The sequence below is a fragment of the Pseudomonas sp. GW456-L13 genome (assembly GCF_017350115.1).
Taxonomy (GTDB): Bacteria; Pseudomonadota; Gammaproteobacteria; order Pseudomonadales; family Pseudomonadaceae; genus Aquipseudomonas; species Aquipseudomonas jessenii.
The window spans coordinates 1,020,918-1,035,514 of record NZ_JACNAS010000001.1 but is presented as its reverse complement, the minus strand read 5'-3'; the positions used below and the strand labels follow the sequence as shown (position 1 = coordinate 1,035,514).

Annotated in this window: 15 protein-coding genes and 1 pseudogene; 5 read left to right on the top strand and 11 right to left on the bottom strand. The window is 61.4% G+C overall.

The features are described 5' to 3' along the window. Positions 1 to 130 precede the first annotated feature (130 nt). A complete protein-coding gene (locus J4D25_RS04550) occupies positions 131 to 1,348 on the top strand; it encodes a cytochrome c biogenesis protein DipZ (protein WP_057715444.1) in 1,218 nt (405 codons plus the stop codon). Between the two features lie 9 nt (positions 1,349 to 1,357). Here J4D25_RS04550 and J4D25_RS04545 read toward each other — a convergent pair whose 3' ends face one another. Next, the gene (locus J4D25_RS04545) at positions 1,358 to 2,350 is read right to left on the bottom strand and encodes an AraC family transcriptional regulator (protein ID WP_057715443.1); all 993 of its coding nucleotides are present in this window, start codon (positions 2,348 to 2,350) and stop codon (positions 1,358 to 1,360) included. A 177-nt stretch (positions 2,351 to 2,527) separates the two neighbouring features. Between J4D25_RS04545 and J4D25_RS04540 the strand changes: the two genes are divergently transcribed. Both J4D25_RS04540 and J4D25_RS04535 read left to right on the top strand, forming a co-directional pair. Continuing rightward, positions 2,528 to 2,797, top strand: coding sequence for a DUF4242 domain-containing protein (locus J4D25_RS04540; RefSeq protein ID WP_057715442.1), 270 nt, complete (start codon positions 2,528 to 2,530; stop codon positions 2,795 to 2,797). 45 nt (positions 2,798 to 2,842) lie between these two features. After that, entirely contained in the window at positions 2,843 to 3,655 is an 813-nt protein-coding gene (locus J4D25_RS04535) for a class I SAM-dependent methyltransferase (RefSeq protein ID WP_057715441.1), read from the top strand. 133 nt (positions 3,656 to 3,788) lie between these two features. Here J4D25_RS04535 and J4D25_RS04530 read toward each other — a convergent pair whose 3' ends face one another. Together J4D25_RS04530 and pcsA are read right to left on the bottom strand one after the other, a co-directional pair. Next, the gene (locus J4D25_RS04530) at positions 3,789 to 4,175 is read right to left on the bottom strand and encodes a DUF488 domain-containing protein (protein WP_057715440.1); all 387 of its coding nucleotides are present in this window, start codon (positions 4,173 to 4,175) and stop codon (positions 3,789 to 3,791) included. Positions 4,176 to 4,177: 2 nt separating this feature from the next. After that, positions 4,178 to 4,900, bottom strand: coding sequence for a phosphatidylcholine synthase (gene pcsA / locus J4D25_RS04525; protein WP_057715439.1), 723 nt, complete (start codon positions 4,898 to 4,900; stop codon positions 4,178 to 4,180). Between the two features lie 257 nt (positions 4,901 to 5,157). On the opposite strand from pcsA, the gene J4D25_RS04520 reads away from it, so the two are divergent. After that, positions 5,158 to 5,889: a tellurite resistance TerB family protein gene (locus J4D25_RS04520; RefSeq protein ID WP_057715438.1), complete on the top strand. Its 732-nt coding sequence runs from the start codon at positions 5,158 to 5,160 to the stop codon at positions 5,887 to 5,889. On the opposite strand, the gene J4D25_RS04515 is transcribed toward J4D25_RS04520, so the two are convergent. Beyond that, positions 5,886 to 6,329 carry a cupin domain-containing protein gene (locus tag J4D25_RS04515; protein ID WP_057715437.1) on the bottom strand — a complete coding sequence of 148 codons (444 nt, stop codon included), beginning with the start codon at positions 6,327 to 6,329 and terminating at the stop codon, positions 5,886 to 5,888. The two genes, J4D25_RS04520 and J4D25_RS04515, sit on opposite strands and share 4 nt — an antisense overlap. A gap of 163 nt (positions 6,330 to 6,492) precedes the next feature. On the opposite strand from J4D25_RS04515, the pseudogene J4D25_RS04510 reads away from it, so the two are divergent. Further along, positions 6,493 to 6,636, top strand: a pseudogene (locus J4D25_RS04510) (DNA polymerase ligase N-terminal domain-containing protein); the annotation flags it as partial. A 175-nt stretch (positions 6,637 to 6,811) separates the two neighbouring features. Here the strand turns inward: J4D25_RS04510 and J4D25_RS04505 are convergent. The 7 genes from J4D25_RS04505 to J4D25_RS04475 all read right to left on the bottom strand — a co-directional run bounded on the left by J4D25_RS04505 (position 6,812) and on the right by J4D25_RS04475 (position 14,586). Beyond that, positions 6,812 to 7,486, bottom strand: a complete 675-nt coding sequence (locus J4D25_RS04505) for a DUF3313 domain-containing protein (RefSeq protein ID WP_057715435.1) — start codon at positions 7,484 to 7,486, stop codon at positions 6,812 to 6,814. Between the two features lie 50 nt (positions 7,487 to 7,536). Continuing rightward, positions 7,537 to 8,805, bottom strand: coding sequence for an OmpP1/FadL family transporter (locus J4D25_RS04500; RefSeq protein ID WP_057715434.1), 1,269 nt, complete (start codon positions 8,803 to 8,805; stop codon positions 7,537 to 7,539). Positions 8,806 to 8,873: 68 nt separating this feature from the next. Beyond that, positions 8,874 to 10,487, bottom strand: coding sequence for an arylsulfatase (locus tag J4D25_RS04495; protein WP_057715433.1), 1,614 nt, complete (start codon positions 10,485 to 10,487; stop codon positions 8,874 to 8,876). A 216-nt stretch (positions 10,488 to 10,703) separates the two neighbouring features. After that, positions 10,704 to 10,982 carry a DUF3303 domain-containing protein gene (locus tag J4D25_RS04490; protein WP_057715432.1) on the bottom strand — a complete coding sequence of 93 codons (279 nt, stop codon included), beginning with the start codon at positions 10,980 to 10,982 and terminating at the stop codon, positions 10,704 to 10,706. 204 nt (positions 10,983 to 11,186) lie between these two features. Beyond that, a complete protein-coding gene (locus J4D25_RS04485) occupies positions 11,187 to 11,726 on the bottom strand; it encodes a hypothetical protein (protein WP_057715431.1) in 540 nt (179 codons plus the stop codon). Then, entirely contained in the window at positions 11,726 to 12,127 is a 402-nt protein-coding gene (locus tag J4D25_RS04480; protein ID WP_008050481.1) for a hypothetical protein, read from the bottom strand. The genes J4D25_RS04485 and J4D25_RS04480 overlap by 1 nt, the downstream gene beginning before the upstream one ends. 173 nt (positions 12,128 to 12,300) lie before the next feature. Continuing rightward, the gene (locus J4D25_RS04475) at positions 12,301 to 14,586 is read right to left on the bottom strand and encodes an Orn/Lys/Arg decarboxylase N-terminal domain-containing protein (protein WP_057715430.1); all 2,286 of its coding nucleotides are present in this window, start codon (positions 14,584 to 14,586) and stop codon (positions 12,301 to 12,303) included. Positions 14,587 to 14,597: the final 11 nt, after the last annotated feature.

The window sequence follows — 14,597 nt, the reverse complement described above, 5'->3', positions numbered from 1 at the left end:
CTGTGGGAGCGAGCTTGCTCGCGATAGCGATGGTTCAGTCAACGATGTGTCGCCTGACCGGACGCCATCGCGAGCAGGCTCGCTCCTACAGTGGTGATGTGTTGCCCTCTAATTTGCATTAGGTGATCCCATGTTACTCATCGCTTTCCTAGGCGGCATATTGACCGTCCTCAGCCCGTGCATCCTGCCGGTCGTGCCATTCCTGTTTGCCGGGGCCGACCGTACACGCTCCTCGATCCTGCTGACCCTCGGTGGCATGGTCCTGACCTTTGCCCTGGTCTCCAGCCTGGCCGTGGTCAGCAGCGAGTGGGTGATACAGGCCAGCAACACCGGCCGCCACGTAGCGCTGGCGGTGATGGTGCTGTTCGCCCTGTCGCTGATCTCCGCCCGGGTCGGTGACTGGCTGGCCCGTCCCTTCGTGCTGCTGGGCAATCGCATCGACCCAGACTCGCGCAAGATGTCCGGGCCGCTGGCTTCGATCATGATCGGTGTCGCCACCGGGCTGCTCTGGGCACCCTGCGCGGGGCCGATCCTCGGGGTGATTCTCACCAGCGCCATGTTGCAAGGTGCGAACGCCGGCACCAGTCTGTTGCTGGTGGCCTATGGCGCGGGCAGTGCGCTGTCCCTGGGCACCTTGATCTTTGCCGGGCGCGGCCTGGTCAATCGCTTGAAACCGTCGATTCCGGTCACCGGCTGGTTGCGCCGTGGCGCCGGGGTTGCGGTGCTCGCCGGTGCGGCGGTGATTGCAACGGGGGCCAATGACCTGTTGCTGGCCAACACCTCATCGGAAGGTGTCAACAGTGTGGAGAAAGGCGTGCTGGAAGCCGTGCCGAAAGTCGTCGATTACCTGGTCAGCAAGGTCAAGGCAGACAGCACCATGGGCGATGCCCAAGGCGCCATGCCCTCGCTGTCCGGCGCGGTGGAATGGCTCAACTCGCCGGCCCTGAGCAACGAGGCCCTGAAAGGCAAGGTTGTGCTGGTGGACTTCTGGACCTTCGACTGCATCAACTGCAAGCACACCCTGCCATACGTGAAGCAGTGGGCGAAGAAATACGAAAAGGACGGGCTGGTGGTGATCGGCGTGCACACGCCTGAATACGGCTTTGAGCGCATCATCGACAACGTCAGGGCCAAGGTGAAGGAATACGGCATCACCTACCCGGTGGCGATCGACAACAACTACGCGATCTGGCGCAACTTCGACAACCAGTACTGGCCGGCGCACTACCTGATCGATGCCAAGGGGCAGGTGCGTTACACCCACTTCGGCGAAGGTAGTTACGACACTCAGGAAAAAATGATTCAGCAGTTGCTGGAGGAGGCCAAGGCCGGCGCGCCAGCGGCGTAACTTGCTCGATCAATGGCTCATGGGTCTTGCCCCGTGGGCCATGGTTTTTTTCTCCTGTCCGCGCCGCCACGCTGCCGGCGGTGCACCGAACTCGCGACGGAAGGCCCGGCTGAAGGCGGTATCGGTCTGGTAACCGACTTCTTCGGCGATGCGCGTCAATGAGCTGTTGCTGCTGCGTAACAGGTTGGCGGCGAGCAACATGCGCCATTGCGTCAGGTACTGCATCGGCGACACCCCCACCAGTTGCTGGAAGCGTTCGGCCAACACCGATCTTGAGGTGCTGGCAGTGCGCGCCAGTTCGTCCAGCGTCCAGGCGTGGCAAGGTTTTTTGTGCAAGGCGTTGAGGGCGGCGCCGACGATGCGGTCGCGCACACCGGCCAGCCAGCCGGTGCGGCCTTCGCCTTGTTCGTTCATGTACAGGCGCAACACTTCGATGAACAGCACTTCGGCCAGTTTGGCCAATACCCCTTCGCCGCCAGGGCGGGGCGAGCGGGCTTCGGCGAGGGCATAGCGCACGGAGGATTCCAGCCAGATACCGGCATCCGAACCGCGCACATTGACCCGCACCACCGCTGGCAAGCCCTTGAGCAACATGCCCGCCAGGCGCGTGTCGCACGCCAGATAACCGCACACCAACCGGGTGACCGCGCCACCCCCGCCATAACTCAACTGCCGGGGCCGGCGCGCCAGCACGGCATCCAGTCGCGCACCCGTGGCCGGGGGCAATCCGGGACGTGAGCACATGCGATGGGCGTCGCCCTGGGGGAAGATCACCACGTCGCCCGCACTCAGCTGCAGCGGCGGGTCATCGCCCAGTTCAACGTAGCACTCACCTTCGGTTATCAGGTGAAAGATCACTACCCGTTCCGCATCGGGCTCCAGAAACGGCGCGGCGGTGTCGGCGCTGGGCGACTGGTAGCACCAGGGCGCGGTGAACCGGGCGTTGATAAAGATCGCGCCGACCAGATGCACGACGCGCAGGGTCTGCGACAGAGCGTCCATTGGGGTTTCCCGTGGAAGGATTCCTGATTGTGAGCGCCTCGGCGCGCAACGTGGAATCTCCGGACGATCGGGCAGGGTTGGGCGACGATCGGACAGGACGCCAGCGCCCGTCAGGGCGATAGTTTGATCACAGGGTGAGTGCCGCCCTGCCATCAAGAACAATAAAGAGAGGTTGCCATGCCTAAGTTCGTCATTGAACGTGAGATCCAGGGCGCCGGAGCATTATCGGATAGGGATTTGAAAGCCGCTTCGCAAAAGTCCTGCCGGGCGTTGCGTGAGTTGCCTGAGGTGCAGTGGCTGCAGAGCTATGTCACCGGTGACAAGCTCTACTGCGTGTACATCTCGCCGAACGAAGAGCAGATCAGGGAGCACGCTCGGGTGAGCGGGTTTCCCGCCAATCGCATTTCCCAGGTCATGAACATCATCGATCCGACAACGGCGGAGTGAATGCCCGCCAGGCCCGACTCGTGTTTCAACCCAGAGACCTTCTCCATGAGTACACCTATTGATCTGACTGCCTTGAAAAACCGCCAGATGGCCTCCTGGGCCAGCGGCGACTACGCCGTGATCGGCACCACCCTGCAGATCGTCGGCGAGCAACTGGCCGAAGCCTGTGACCTGTTGTGCGATGAGCGCGTGCTCGACGTTGCCGCCGGTAACGGCAACGCAACCCTCGCGGCTGCGCGCCGTGGCTGCCAGGTGACGTCCACCGACTATGTCGCCGCCTTGCTCGAACGCGGCGAAGAACGGGCCCGGGCAGAACGGCTGAATGTCTCCTTCCAGGTCGCCGATGCCGAAGCCTTGCCCTTTGCCGACGGCAGCTTTGATGCCGTGCTGTCGACCTTCGGTGTGATGTTCACGCCGGACCAGCCCAAAGCCGCCGCGGAACTGGCACGGGTTTGTCGCCCGGGCGGGCGGATTGGCTTGGCCAACTGGACGCCGGAAGGTTTCGTCGGCCAGATGTTCAAGACCCTTGGCCAGCACCTGCCACCCCCTCCGGGTGCCAATCCACCCTCACGCTGGGGCACCGAAGCCTGGCTGCACGAGCATTTCGACGAACGTGAATTCCTGCTCCAGGTGACGCGTCGCACGTTCAATTTCCGCTATCGCTCGGCGGCGCATTTCATCGACACCTTCCGCCAGTGGTACGGGCCGGTGCACAAGGCCTTCGCCGCGCTGCCCGAGGATGGCGCCAAGGCCCTGGAGACCGACTTGACCGAGCTGATCAACCGGTTGAACCGGGCGGGCAACAAGTCGCTGGTAGTGCCGAGTGAATACCTGGAGGTGGTGATCACGCGGCGTTGAATGACAACCCTGTAAAAAACTGTGGGAGCGAGCTTGCTCGCGATAGCGGTCTTCCAGTCACAGATGCTGTGGCTGACCCACCGCCTTCGCGAGCAAGCCCGCTCCCACAGGGGTTGTGTGGTGGTCATGGCATCTAAATCACTACGGCCCCACGCGCCTCCAGCAACTCGCGCAACACCGACCGATGGCAATGCGCTTCATCCTCGCAATAACAGCCCACGGCCAGGGACGTCTGATGGGACAACGCGGCCAGCAGATCCAGTAACTGACTGGCAGCGGGCTGGCTCATCTCGGTCTTGAACTTGCGCCGGAACACCTCCCAGGCATTGGCATCTTGCGCAGCCTTGGCCTCGGCCACCAACTGCGCACTGGGCGACAGCAGCGGCTGCCAGACATCATAAAAGTCCCGACGGGCGAATTCGGCTTTCGGTACGCCACGGGGAGGGCGGCGTACCGTGCCCAGGCGCAATCCTTCATCGGGTCGACGGGGTGAGCCGAGTTGAACGATATGGACCGCCATGGCTACTTGAGCCTCGATTCGTCGAACCACTCCAGCGCCGTGCGCCACAGGCAGATGCCCAGGAAGTACGCCGACATCAGCAGCCACAGCCCCATCACCCACGGGTTGATCAGCGGATGGTTGAGCACCAGTGACAGGCTGCACAGCAACCAGATGGCCGTCACCGCAATGTTGATCGGCATGAACCGGCGCACGCGAAACGGGTGCAGGAATTTCATTCGGGTCACGGTCAGCAGGGCCAGGCCAATGACTGTAATGAAGGTGATCCACGGCGACGGGGCAATGATGTAAAGGCACAGGGCAACCACGTTCCAGGCGGCGGGGAAGCCCTGGAAGTAGTTGTCCTTGCTCTTCATGTTGACGTTGCAGAAGCAGAACAGCGACGACACCAGAATCAGCGACACGCTCAGCAGCAAGGTGTAGTCCGGCAACGGGATATAGCGATAGATAAACAGTGCCGGGATAAACACGTACGTCAGGTAGTCGATCACCAGGTCGAGGATCGAGCCATCGAAGCTCGGTAATACCGACTGCACGTTGACCTTGCGTGCCAGCGCACCGTCCAGTCCGTCAACGATCAGGGCGACACCCAGCCACAGCAGGCAATGGGTCGGCTGGTTTTCCAGCAGGGACAGGGTGGCGAGGAAAGCGGTGACCACGCCAGTGGCGGTAAAACCATGGGCGCCCCATGCTTTGAGCCTGGCGATGTACAGGGTTGAAATCACAGGGGCGTTCTCCAGTGAATGAAGCAAGCCAGTTGTCACCTCGTGTACGGGGTGGTGGCAAACCGGGTCGGGTTGCAGGTATCGACCGGGTATCCGGGAATAAGGTTCACCACTCATGAATCTTAGCTGCGCCGCAAGAAAATACCCCGGACGAATCCGGGAAAGCGCGGGCGGGTCAGCCCAACGGTGCTGGCACATTCGCCTGCGGGGGCTATCGTTGCCTGACTGGATAAACGCCCTTCAAGAGGACAAACGTCATGAACACCAGCGATCTGCTCGAACAATTACTGCGTGCCGGCCAGGGCTCGATGGCGCGACAGGGTGGCGGTGGCGCATCGGCCCAGGGCGGGCTCGGCGACCTGGGTGGATTGCTCGGCGGTTTGTTGGGCGGGGGTGCCGGTACCAGTGCTGGCGGCGGTGGCGCAGGGTTGGGCGGTTTGCTCGGTGGTTTGCTTGGCGGCGGTTCGCCGATGGGCGGTGCACCGCAAAGTCGCTCCGCTGGCGGCACCAATTATGCGGCGCTGGCGTCCCTGGGCATGATGGCGTTCCAGGCGTACCAGGCCTGGCAGCGCAGTCAGGCCTCGGCGCCGCAGGAAGCGCCACGGACCGTGGACTTGCTGGCCGGCCCGGAGGCCGAGGAACACAGCCATGCGATCCTGCGGGCATTGATTGCCGCGGCCAAGGCCGATGGTCGCATCGATGACGCCGAGAAGCAGATGATCAGCACTGAAATCGGCCGTCACACCGACGATCCGCAATTGCAGCAATGGCTGGACGACGAGGTCGCCAAGCCACTGGATGCCTATGACATCGCGCAGTCGGCCACCGACCCCGGCATGGCCTCGGAGATGTACCTGGCCAGCGTCATGCTGGTGGACGACCAGCAGGACGCCGAGCGCAACTATCTGGATGAACTGGCCGCAGCGTTGCAGATCGACCCGCAGTTGCAAGTCCACCTGGAGCAGCAGGCCAAGGGCGGTGCGGCCTAAATCGCCTTGGGCAGCAGAAACGTCACCCCGAAGCTTTCGGCTATCTGCAAGATCCGCGGCAGGTCCTCGGGTACCTTGAGTTGATCCAGCGCCGTAAAGAACTGCCCACCGCGTGGATCGGACACCACACCGATCATTGTCGCAGTGGGGCTGACGTTCTTGTAGGCATGAATCGAACCGCTGGGGATATGCACGTAGCCACCGGCCAGGACGGTGGTGGCTTTGCCTTCGACGGTCACTTCCACCTGACCTTCAACGACGTAAAACGCTTCGTCCCAGGGATGAAAGTGTGGCGGTGGCCCGCCTCCTTGTATGCCTTTCTGGATGTGCATCTCGAACGGTTTGCTCAGATCCCCGCCGGCCAGGACGGTGATCGTTTCACCCACGACGTTGACCGGCCCCGGGGGATTTCCGGCTTCGATGATGTGAACCCTGCGCATGGCTGCTCTCCGGGGGATGAGACTGCACCGGCGAAGTATAGGCCCCGAAGCGCCAGCCGGGTGGCGCGCCCATGGCCCGTCTGTCCGGGCATTTTCAACGCCGATTGAATTACTGCGCCACTCGTGTGCTCTGCCTGGTTAGAAGACGTTTGCATTCAACGTCCTGGCGCGAAGCATACCCGAGGGGCATTACCGCGTGGGCGAGGTGATCGTCTGGGACCGGGGCATCTGGACTCCCCAGGATGGTCTCGCCAAAGCCTGGGCCAAGGGTCGACTCAAGTTCGAGTTGCAGGGGGAGAAGCTCGGCGTGGACATGCCCAAAACCCGGCAAGCGATCACTGCCGAGATGCGCCGGCGGGTGGGGATGAAAAAGTGAACTGTGCCGATAGGAGCTGCTGAAGGCTGCGACCTTTTCATGGTTTCAATAACCTGAAGATCAAAGGATCGCAGCCCGCGGCAGCTCCTACGCGAGCAACCTGTTCTTACTTGAGGAATGCCTGGAAGTCGGTACCCAGTTTGTCGATCGCCGCCTTGAAGTCCTTGGCGGTAATCTTCTGGCTTTCGTTTTTCAGTTCGGTGCCGAACACCTTGCGCACCACTTTGGCTACGGTCTGGTTGCTCTTGGCGTCGACGAACTCGGCTTCGATGAACAGGGTGGTTTCCTGGTCACGGTGACCGGTGGCTGCCTGGGTTGCCCCGACTACGGCCGCGATGGGCACCACTTCATACCACTTCATGCCTTCGTTCTCGGCGTTCACCCCGGTAATCGCCGCGCGCATGATCAGGGGGCGCGAACCCGCCGGTGCGGAAGAGGTGTTGGTCACTACGCGGTATTTCTGGCCCAGCGTAGCCTTGGCCTTGCTGGTCATGTAGTTCTGAATGTCGGTCAGTGTCTGCTGGTTGACACGCTCATCGGGTTTGGGGGCCGGGTAGAGCTCCAGTTTGTTGAACACCACGGTGTCATAGGCATTCGGGTTCCACGCAGGGCTGACCCAACGCATCGCGGTGCCGCCGCTCGGCGTTTCGACTTCCTGCAGGTTGTTGTAGTTGGACAGGAAGCCTGAATATTGCTCCTTCTCAGTCACTTTCGAGGTGCAGCCGCCTAGCAACAGACTGGCCAGCGTAGCGCCGACGAGCAGTTTTCGGGACAGATTCATAGTGGTGTTTACTCCTTGGTTTAAATCGTCATTCTTTCGTTTACAAGACATCAGAATCGCCAGGTCATGTTTCCGTTTATAGCCTGAATCCAGGCATTGTCGAATTGACCGGAGATTCGATTGCCCGATACGGCCTTCGCCTGGTCCACCGGCATGTCGCCGAGCCAGACCATGGCCCAACTGACGTTGACATCGGTGTTCTCGTTCAGAGCATAGGTGGCTCCTGTCGCAATGCGCCAGGATTCACTCATCGGCACGACCACGCTGCGGTTGCTGTCCGAGACGGCGCTGCTGTCGTAGGCCACACCGACGTTCCACAACCACTGCTCGGTGGCCTGGTATTGCGCGCCAAGGGAGAGGTGCCAGGTGTCCTTGAAGCCGGCGTCGACTGTTGTCGATTGCGCTCCAAACGCCGTGGTGTCGACCTCTACGGCGATGTCACCGAACTCGGACCAGTCCTGCCAGTTGGCCGAGGCGAGCAACGCCCATTGCCGGTCCAGTTGCTGGAAAAGGCTCAGGGTGACGGTTTGCGGCACCTTCATGTCCAGTTCGGTATCGGTGTTGTTGACGCGCTCGAGCAGGCGGCCGTCGCCCTTGACGTCCAGCCGGTCCTTGAAGTCCAGGTCGACCTGGCTGGTGTAGGTCAGGCCGATGCGCGTGCCGGGTTGTGGGGCGTAGATCACGCCCACGTTGGCGCCATAGCCCCAGGTGTTGTCCCGGTACTTGTATTGGCCGTCAGAGCGGTCAGTGAAGCCGAAAGGGGAGCGGTCGATGGCGGTATCTGCCTTTAACATGCCGTACATGGCCTTGATGCCCAGGCCGACCGACCACTGCTCATTGAAGCGATAAGCCACGCTCGGTACCAGCGACAGGCCGAGCAGACTGGAGTTCTGCGCAAAGTAGCGGCCGGACCAGTCGTTGTCGTAATTGACCGCCAGGCCGAAGTCGCCGTACTGGCCGAACCCGACGCTCCAGTGCTCGTCGAGTTCATGGCTGATGAAGAAGCTGCCACCGGGAATCGGATCGAGGGCGTTGCCACTGCCGCTGCCCGGGGTGTTGGTGCCGGAGTCGCGGTCGAAGCTCAGGTCGCCGTACAGAACCTGCAAGCCGGCGGTGATTTGCGTGCCTGGCAGATAGCTCATGCCCGCGGGGTTGCTGGCGATGGTCGAGGGGCCTTGGGCACGGGCGGCGGCACCGGCGTTGGCCAGGCCGGCGTTATCGGTGCCGATTTCATAGAGCATGATGCCGCCGGCCCAGGCTTGCTGGCAGCACAGGGCAAGTAGCGCAGAGGCGGGCAGGGTAGCTGTTTTCGTCGGCATGGAAATCCCTCAGCAATTGTCCATTTCGAATACGGGTGGACTGAACTCGCCACCCGTGGATTCGGCTGTTACTTGGCCATCTCTGCCCGAGCCGCGGCGATCTTGGCTTTAACCGAGTCGAGGTTGAAACTCGCGCCTTTTTGCATTGGTGGGAACTCGATCGCTGTTTCTGCCAGTTTGGCCACCTGCTGCTGGACGAACACGAAGCGCCAGAACTGGAATTTGAACCAGTCGAAGTATTGTTGCGAACCCTGCGCGGCCTGATTTTCCGGCCAGCCCATGCGCTCGAACGGGTCGAGTCGAAGATTGGTCAGGATCGGCACATCCACAGCAACTTTAGCCCCCATCCAGCCACCCGGTTGGTCAATGAAGCGATATTTGTAGTCGTCTATGCGCACCGCACCCAAGGAGCTCTCTCCGAAGTAGAAAACTTCATGCCGGTTCGACGGACCTTTTCCGGTGATCATTGGCGTTTGATCATAGCCGTCCAGGTGAACTTTGTAGGTGGTGTCGCCCAATTGTTTGCCTTTGAGCAGTTCCGCCGTGATGTTCGGGTTACCTGCCGCCGCGACCAGGGTCGGGAACCAGTCCATGCCGGACATGATGCCGTTGGCAATCTGGTTGGCCGGCACCTTGCCTGGCCAGCGAATGATTGCCGGTACCCGGAAGCCACCCTCCATGACCGTGCCTTTGCCCATGGCGAACGGAGTCGTGCCGCCATCGGGCCAGGTGAAGTTTTCCGCACCATTGTCGGTGGTGAAAATCACGATGGTGTTGTCGTCCATGCCGTCTTTTTTCAGCTTCGCCAGGACGTCGCCCACAATGTCATCGAGCTGCGCCATACCGGCTTCCTGTTCCGACCAGCCATTCTGCGAGTTGCGCATGGCCTCGTACTTGTCGGACAGGTGCGTGACGATGTGCATGCGGGTCGGGTTGAGCCAGACGAAGAACGGTTTGTTGTCCTGCTTGGCCTTGTCGATGAACGAGAAGGCCTTGTCGCGAATCTCCTCGTCGACGGTTTTCATCCGCTCCGGATAGAGCGTTCCGGCGTCTTCGATTTTCTGCTTGCCGACCTTGCCCCAGCGCGGCATCACGGTCGTGTCATCAGTGGTGGAGGCCCAGCTGTGGACCATGTTGCGTGGGCCGACGCTGTCTAGCAGCTCCTTCGGATAATTGGGGTGTGCGGGATCTTCCATGGCGTCGAGGTGATAGAGGTAGCCGAAGAACTCATCGAAACCATGGACGGTGGGCAGGAACTGGTTCAGGTCGCCCAAGTGGTTCTTGCCGAACTGGCCGGTGGCATAACCCATGGCCTTGAGTGCGGTCGCGATGGTGACGGCTTCGGCGGGAATACCCACGGGCGAGCCGGCCTGGCCGACGGTGGTCATGCCTGTCCGAATCGGCAGTTCGCCGGTAATGAAGTTGGCGCGCCCGGCGGTGCAACTGGCCTCGGCGTAATAGTCAGTGAAACGCATGCCTTCGTTCGCTAGCTGATCAAGGTTGGGGGTTCTGCCGGCCATCATGCCTTGGTTGTAGACGCCGATATTCGACCAGCCCACATCGTCGCCCATGATCACCAGGATGTTGGGAGCTTTGTCGGCGGCCAGGGTCAGGCCGGGAAACGCCATCACAGACAGCAATAGGGGGGCCGCAAACAGCGTGGATAAGGTTGTCCGATTCATTTCGAGCTCCTGCGCACTCGCGTGAGTACATCGAGACGAGCCCCCAACCGTCGTTGAATTTCGTAACCCCCGCGAAGAGCGTAGGTTTGAATTGCGAAATATCCAGTAATGGATAGTCAGAAAGCACTGATTCAGGAGCATTGCGCCGAAAGAGTGTTCGCTCAAAAACACCCGCTAAATTGAGGCGGCGAGCGCTACTCGCCGCCTCAATCGCCATTACCGGTCGGCAGTGGCAGCCAGCAATGGTGCAATTTGCTCATCGGTCAATGCGGCATGCACGTCCATGCTCATCAGGTCGTTCCACTCCAGCACCCATTTTTGAATCGGCACCAGATCACTCGCCTCGGCAATGCCGAAGCCGGCCGAGCTCCCTACGGCGTGCCAGCGTCCGTGCATGGTGACGCCTTCGGGCGGTGCGCCACCGGTCTTGAGGAAACGTGCGATTGCGGCATCACGGTTGTCCGGGCTGATTGTCCAACTGACGATGAATAACATCGGCTACCTCCTGTTACGGATTGGCACCGGTTTTTATGCGCGCACCTGGCTGGCGCCGGGGCCGTGGCCGCGCTTGGGTTTGCAGTTCCATCCTGGCTGGCTTGCGGCAAAATCTCCCATGGAAGGCATAGCAGCGCCTCGTGATTCATGTACGACCGCTGATCTTGTTCAGGTGCCTGTTCGAGGGGGTAACGGATGCGTGTTTCACCAGCGAAACATGGGCAGCGGGCGCAGCGGCGAGCGAATGAATTGACGGGCTGAAAGCTTCATCAGCATCGAGTGAAAGCCGTGATCGGGAAAGGTCGCCTGCACGGTTTTGATGAAGCTGCGGGGCAAGCCGAAACGCACCAGGCCCAGGGACACATCCACCAGATCGGCCTGGCGGAAGGGTTCGACGCTGGCAGCATAGGCGCCGCGATACCGGCGCAGTTTGTGATGCTCAAGTATCAATGCGCTGACTTCATCCTTCAGTTCCGCTCGTTGCTGGTTGTCGAGGTACTCGGTGGCCAGGGCAATGGACGGCGGCAGGTAGTCGAGGGTGTCATCGGTCCAGATGCCCAGGTCATGAAACGCCGCCGCGATTTGGACGGCGGCCGGGGGCAGGCCATCGGCACCACTGAGGGCTCCATGGAAATTCAGCACCCGGTAAATGTGGTTGCGGTAGCCCTGCAGGTCGGCCCCGATGGCCAGGGCGAACGAGGTGAGAATCTCGTCGGTGAGGGGGAGTTCGAGAAGAAGCTTCATCAGGCGTCACGCAACAGGTCGTTGGCATTGAGCAGTTCGTAGGCGATCTCCGGGCGCTTTTCCATGGCCCGGCGAATGGCGGCGGGGATGTTGGCGCGGGTCTTGCGGCACAGCCCCGGCAGTTCGCCAATCTGGATACCGATGCCGCGCATGGTGCGCACTTCGTTGAAACCGGGTGCGATGTCCACGCGGATGCCCAATTGTTCGAGCATGCGCCGTTGCAGGTGCTCCAGATCGCTCAGGCTCTGCAGGTTCTCCAGGCGTTCGATCAGGCGTTTTTCTTCATTGCGGGTCAGAAACAGAATGCGCAGGTCCGCCCCTGGTGTTTCCAGCAACGGGTCACGCCCGCAGTCGCAGGCGCCGGGCGGGCAGGGTGAGCGGATCGCAGCGGTGGTGGTCATGGGGATCAATCATAGAGCGCTGTGATCGAGTTTGCCCATAGGGATTTCGGGGGTTTTACAATGCAATGTAGGAGCGAGCTTGCTCGCGAAGGTGTGTCAGTCGACATCAACGTAGCTGACACTCCATCGCGAGCAAGCTCGCTCCTACAGGGGTTGCGGTGAACCTGGCTAACTCATTTCAGTACCAGCATCCGGTAAACGCCATCTTCGACTTCGATCCCGTGGGTGTCATGGGTGAAGCCGGGGAAGGATTTGTCGAAGGCTTCCAGTGCCTTGAGATACGCCAGCAACGGACCGTCCGCAGGCCCTGCGTTCTCACCCGGCATGAGCAGCGGGATGCCTGGTGGATACGGCACGATACCGGTCGCGGCAAGGCGTCCGGCGGCCTCGTTGAGCGTCACCAGTTCGATGTCGTTACGCACCAGTTTTTCGTAGGCCTCCACCGGGCTGAACTCGGCTTTTGGCAGGGTGCCGAAGGCCTGGGACATGTTGGCGGTGGTCTTGTGTTTCTTCATGGCGGCGAAGATTTCGTCGGCCAGATCCTTCAGGCCCATGCCGGCATAGCGATGCTGGTTGGCGTTGTACAGGTCGGGCAGGCACAGCTCGAGCTCGGCGTTGTCGTCGTAGTCACGCTTGAAGTCGAGCAGGGCGTTGAGCAGCGTGCCCCACTTGCCTTTGGTGATGCCGATGGAGAACAGGAACAGGATGGTGAAATCGGTGGTTTTCTCGACCACGATACCCTGACGGCCCAAGTACGCCGTGACCACGCAAGCGGGGATACCGGAGGCGAGCAGGCTGCCGTCGTCGCCCATGCCCGGGCTGAGCACCGAGACCTTGATCGGGTCGAGCATGCAGTAGCCGTCTTCGATGTCGCCGAAGCCGTGCCATACCGCGTTCGGGTGCAGGACCCAGCAGTTCGGATCGGTTTTCAGCGTAGCCGGGTCGACCTCATGGAACGGCACGGCCGCTGCGCCAACCTGTACGGTCGGCGGCTGCCAGCAGGTGAAGAACCAGTCGTTCTTGCCCACCATCTCGTTGTGCATGCGCGAGAGAACCTGGCGGAAGCTGATGGCTTCTTCAATCGACTCGTTGGTGAGGATCTGCCCGCTCGGTGCTTCCATCATCGCCGAGCTGACGTCGCAGGACGCCATGATCGCGTAATTTGGCGAGGTCGAGGCGTGCATCATGTACGACTCGTTGAAACGCGCATGTTCGATCGGGTTACGCCCGTCACGCACGTGGATCATCGAGGCCTGGGACAGGGCAGCCAGCAATTTGTGGGTCGACTGGGTGGCGAACACGGTCGGCTTGGACTTGTCGTGATCGGCCGGGTTGCCGTGCATGGCATGGCGTCCGCTGTACAGCGGGTTGAAGCGCGCATAACCGTACCAGGCTTCGTCGAAGTGCAGACGGTCCACGCTTTCGCCCAGCAGTTCTTCGACGCGGGTGACGTTGTAGGTCAGGCCGTCGTAGGTGGAGTTGGTGACAATGGCGTGCACTGGCGTCGGGTCGATGCCTTGCTTGACCAGCGGGTTGTTGGCGATCGCGGCTTTCACGCCTTCGGCGCTCAGGGTCTGCGGCAGGATCGGGCCGATGATGCCGTAGCGGTTGCGGGTCGGCACCAGGTAGGTCGGAATCGCCCCGGACAGGGTCATCGCGTGCTCGGCGGACTTGTGGCAATTGCGGTCGCACAGGGCGATCTGGTTGCGCGTGACGCTGGCCATGAGGATGACGCGGTTGGACATCGACGAGCCGTTGGTCACGTAATACGTGCGGTGGGCGCCGAAGACCTTGGCGGCATAGCGTTCACCCTGGCCGATAGGGCCACTGTGATCGAGCAGCGAACCGAGTTCGCCCACCGAGATCGACAGGTCGGAACGCAGCAGGTTCTCCCCGAAGAACTCGTAGAAGGCCCGGCCTGCGGTGCTCTTCAGGAAAGCCGTGCCGCCGGCATGGCCTGGGGTGTGCCACGAGTATTCATAGTTGCGGGCAAACTTCACCAGCGCGCCGAACATCGGCGGCAGGGCGGCCTGGCGATAGCGTTCGATGGCCGCCAGGATGCGCCCGCTGAGGAACCGGGAGGTGTCCTCGGGCAGCCAGATGAAGTCGTCGGCGTGTTGCATGACCAGCAACGGAATGCTCGACGCGGTGGTGCGGTCGCTGATCAGGAACACCGGCACTCGCGTGTTGCGCTCGCGCAGCTTGACCAGCAATTTGGTGCAGTCGGCGTGGCCTTCGCTGGTGTCCATTTCCCACCGGATGAGCACGCATTGAATGGCAGGGTCCGAGCGCAGGATCGAGGCGGCATCGGTGAGGCTTTCCGAGGCCAGTACGCTGACGCCACGTCCCTCTACGTCGTGGACCAGTTGATCCAGGGCGCGGCCAAACACTGTTCGCTTGTCCGGCGGACTGCTGACCAATAGCGCCAGCATGCCCAGCGAGTGTTTATATTCCGTCATGATTGATCCTC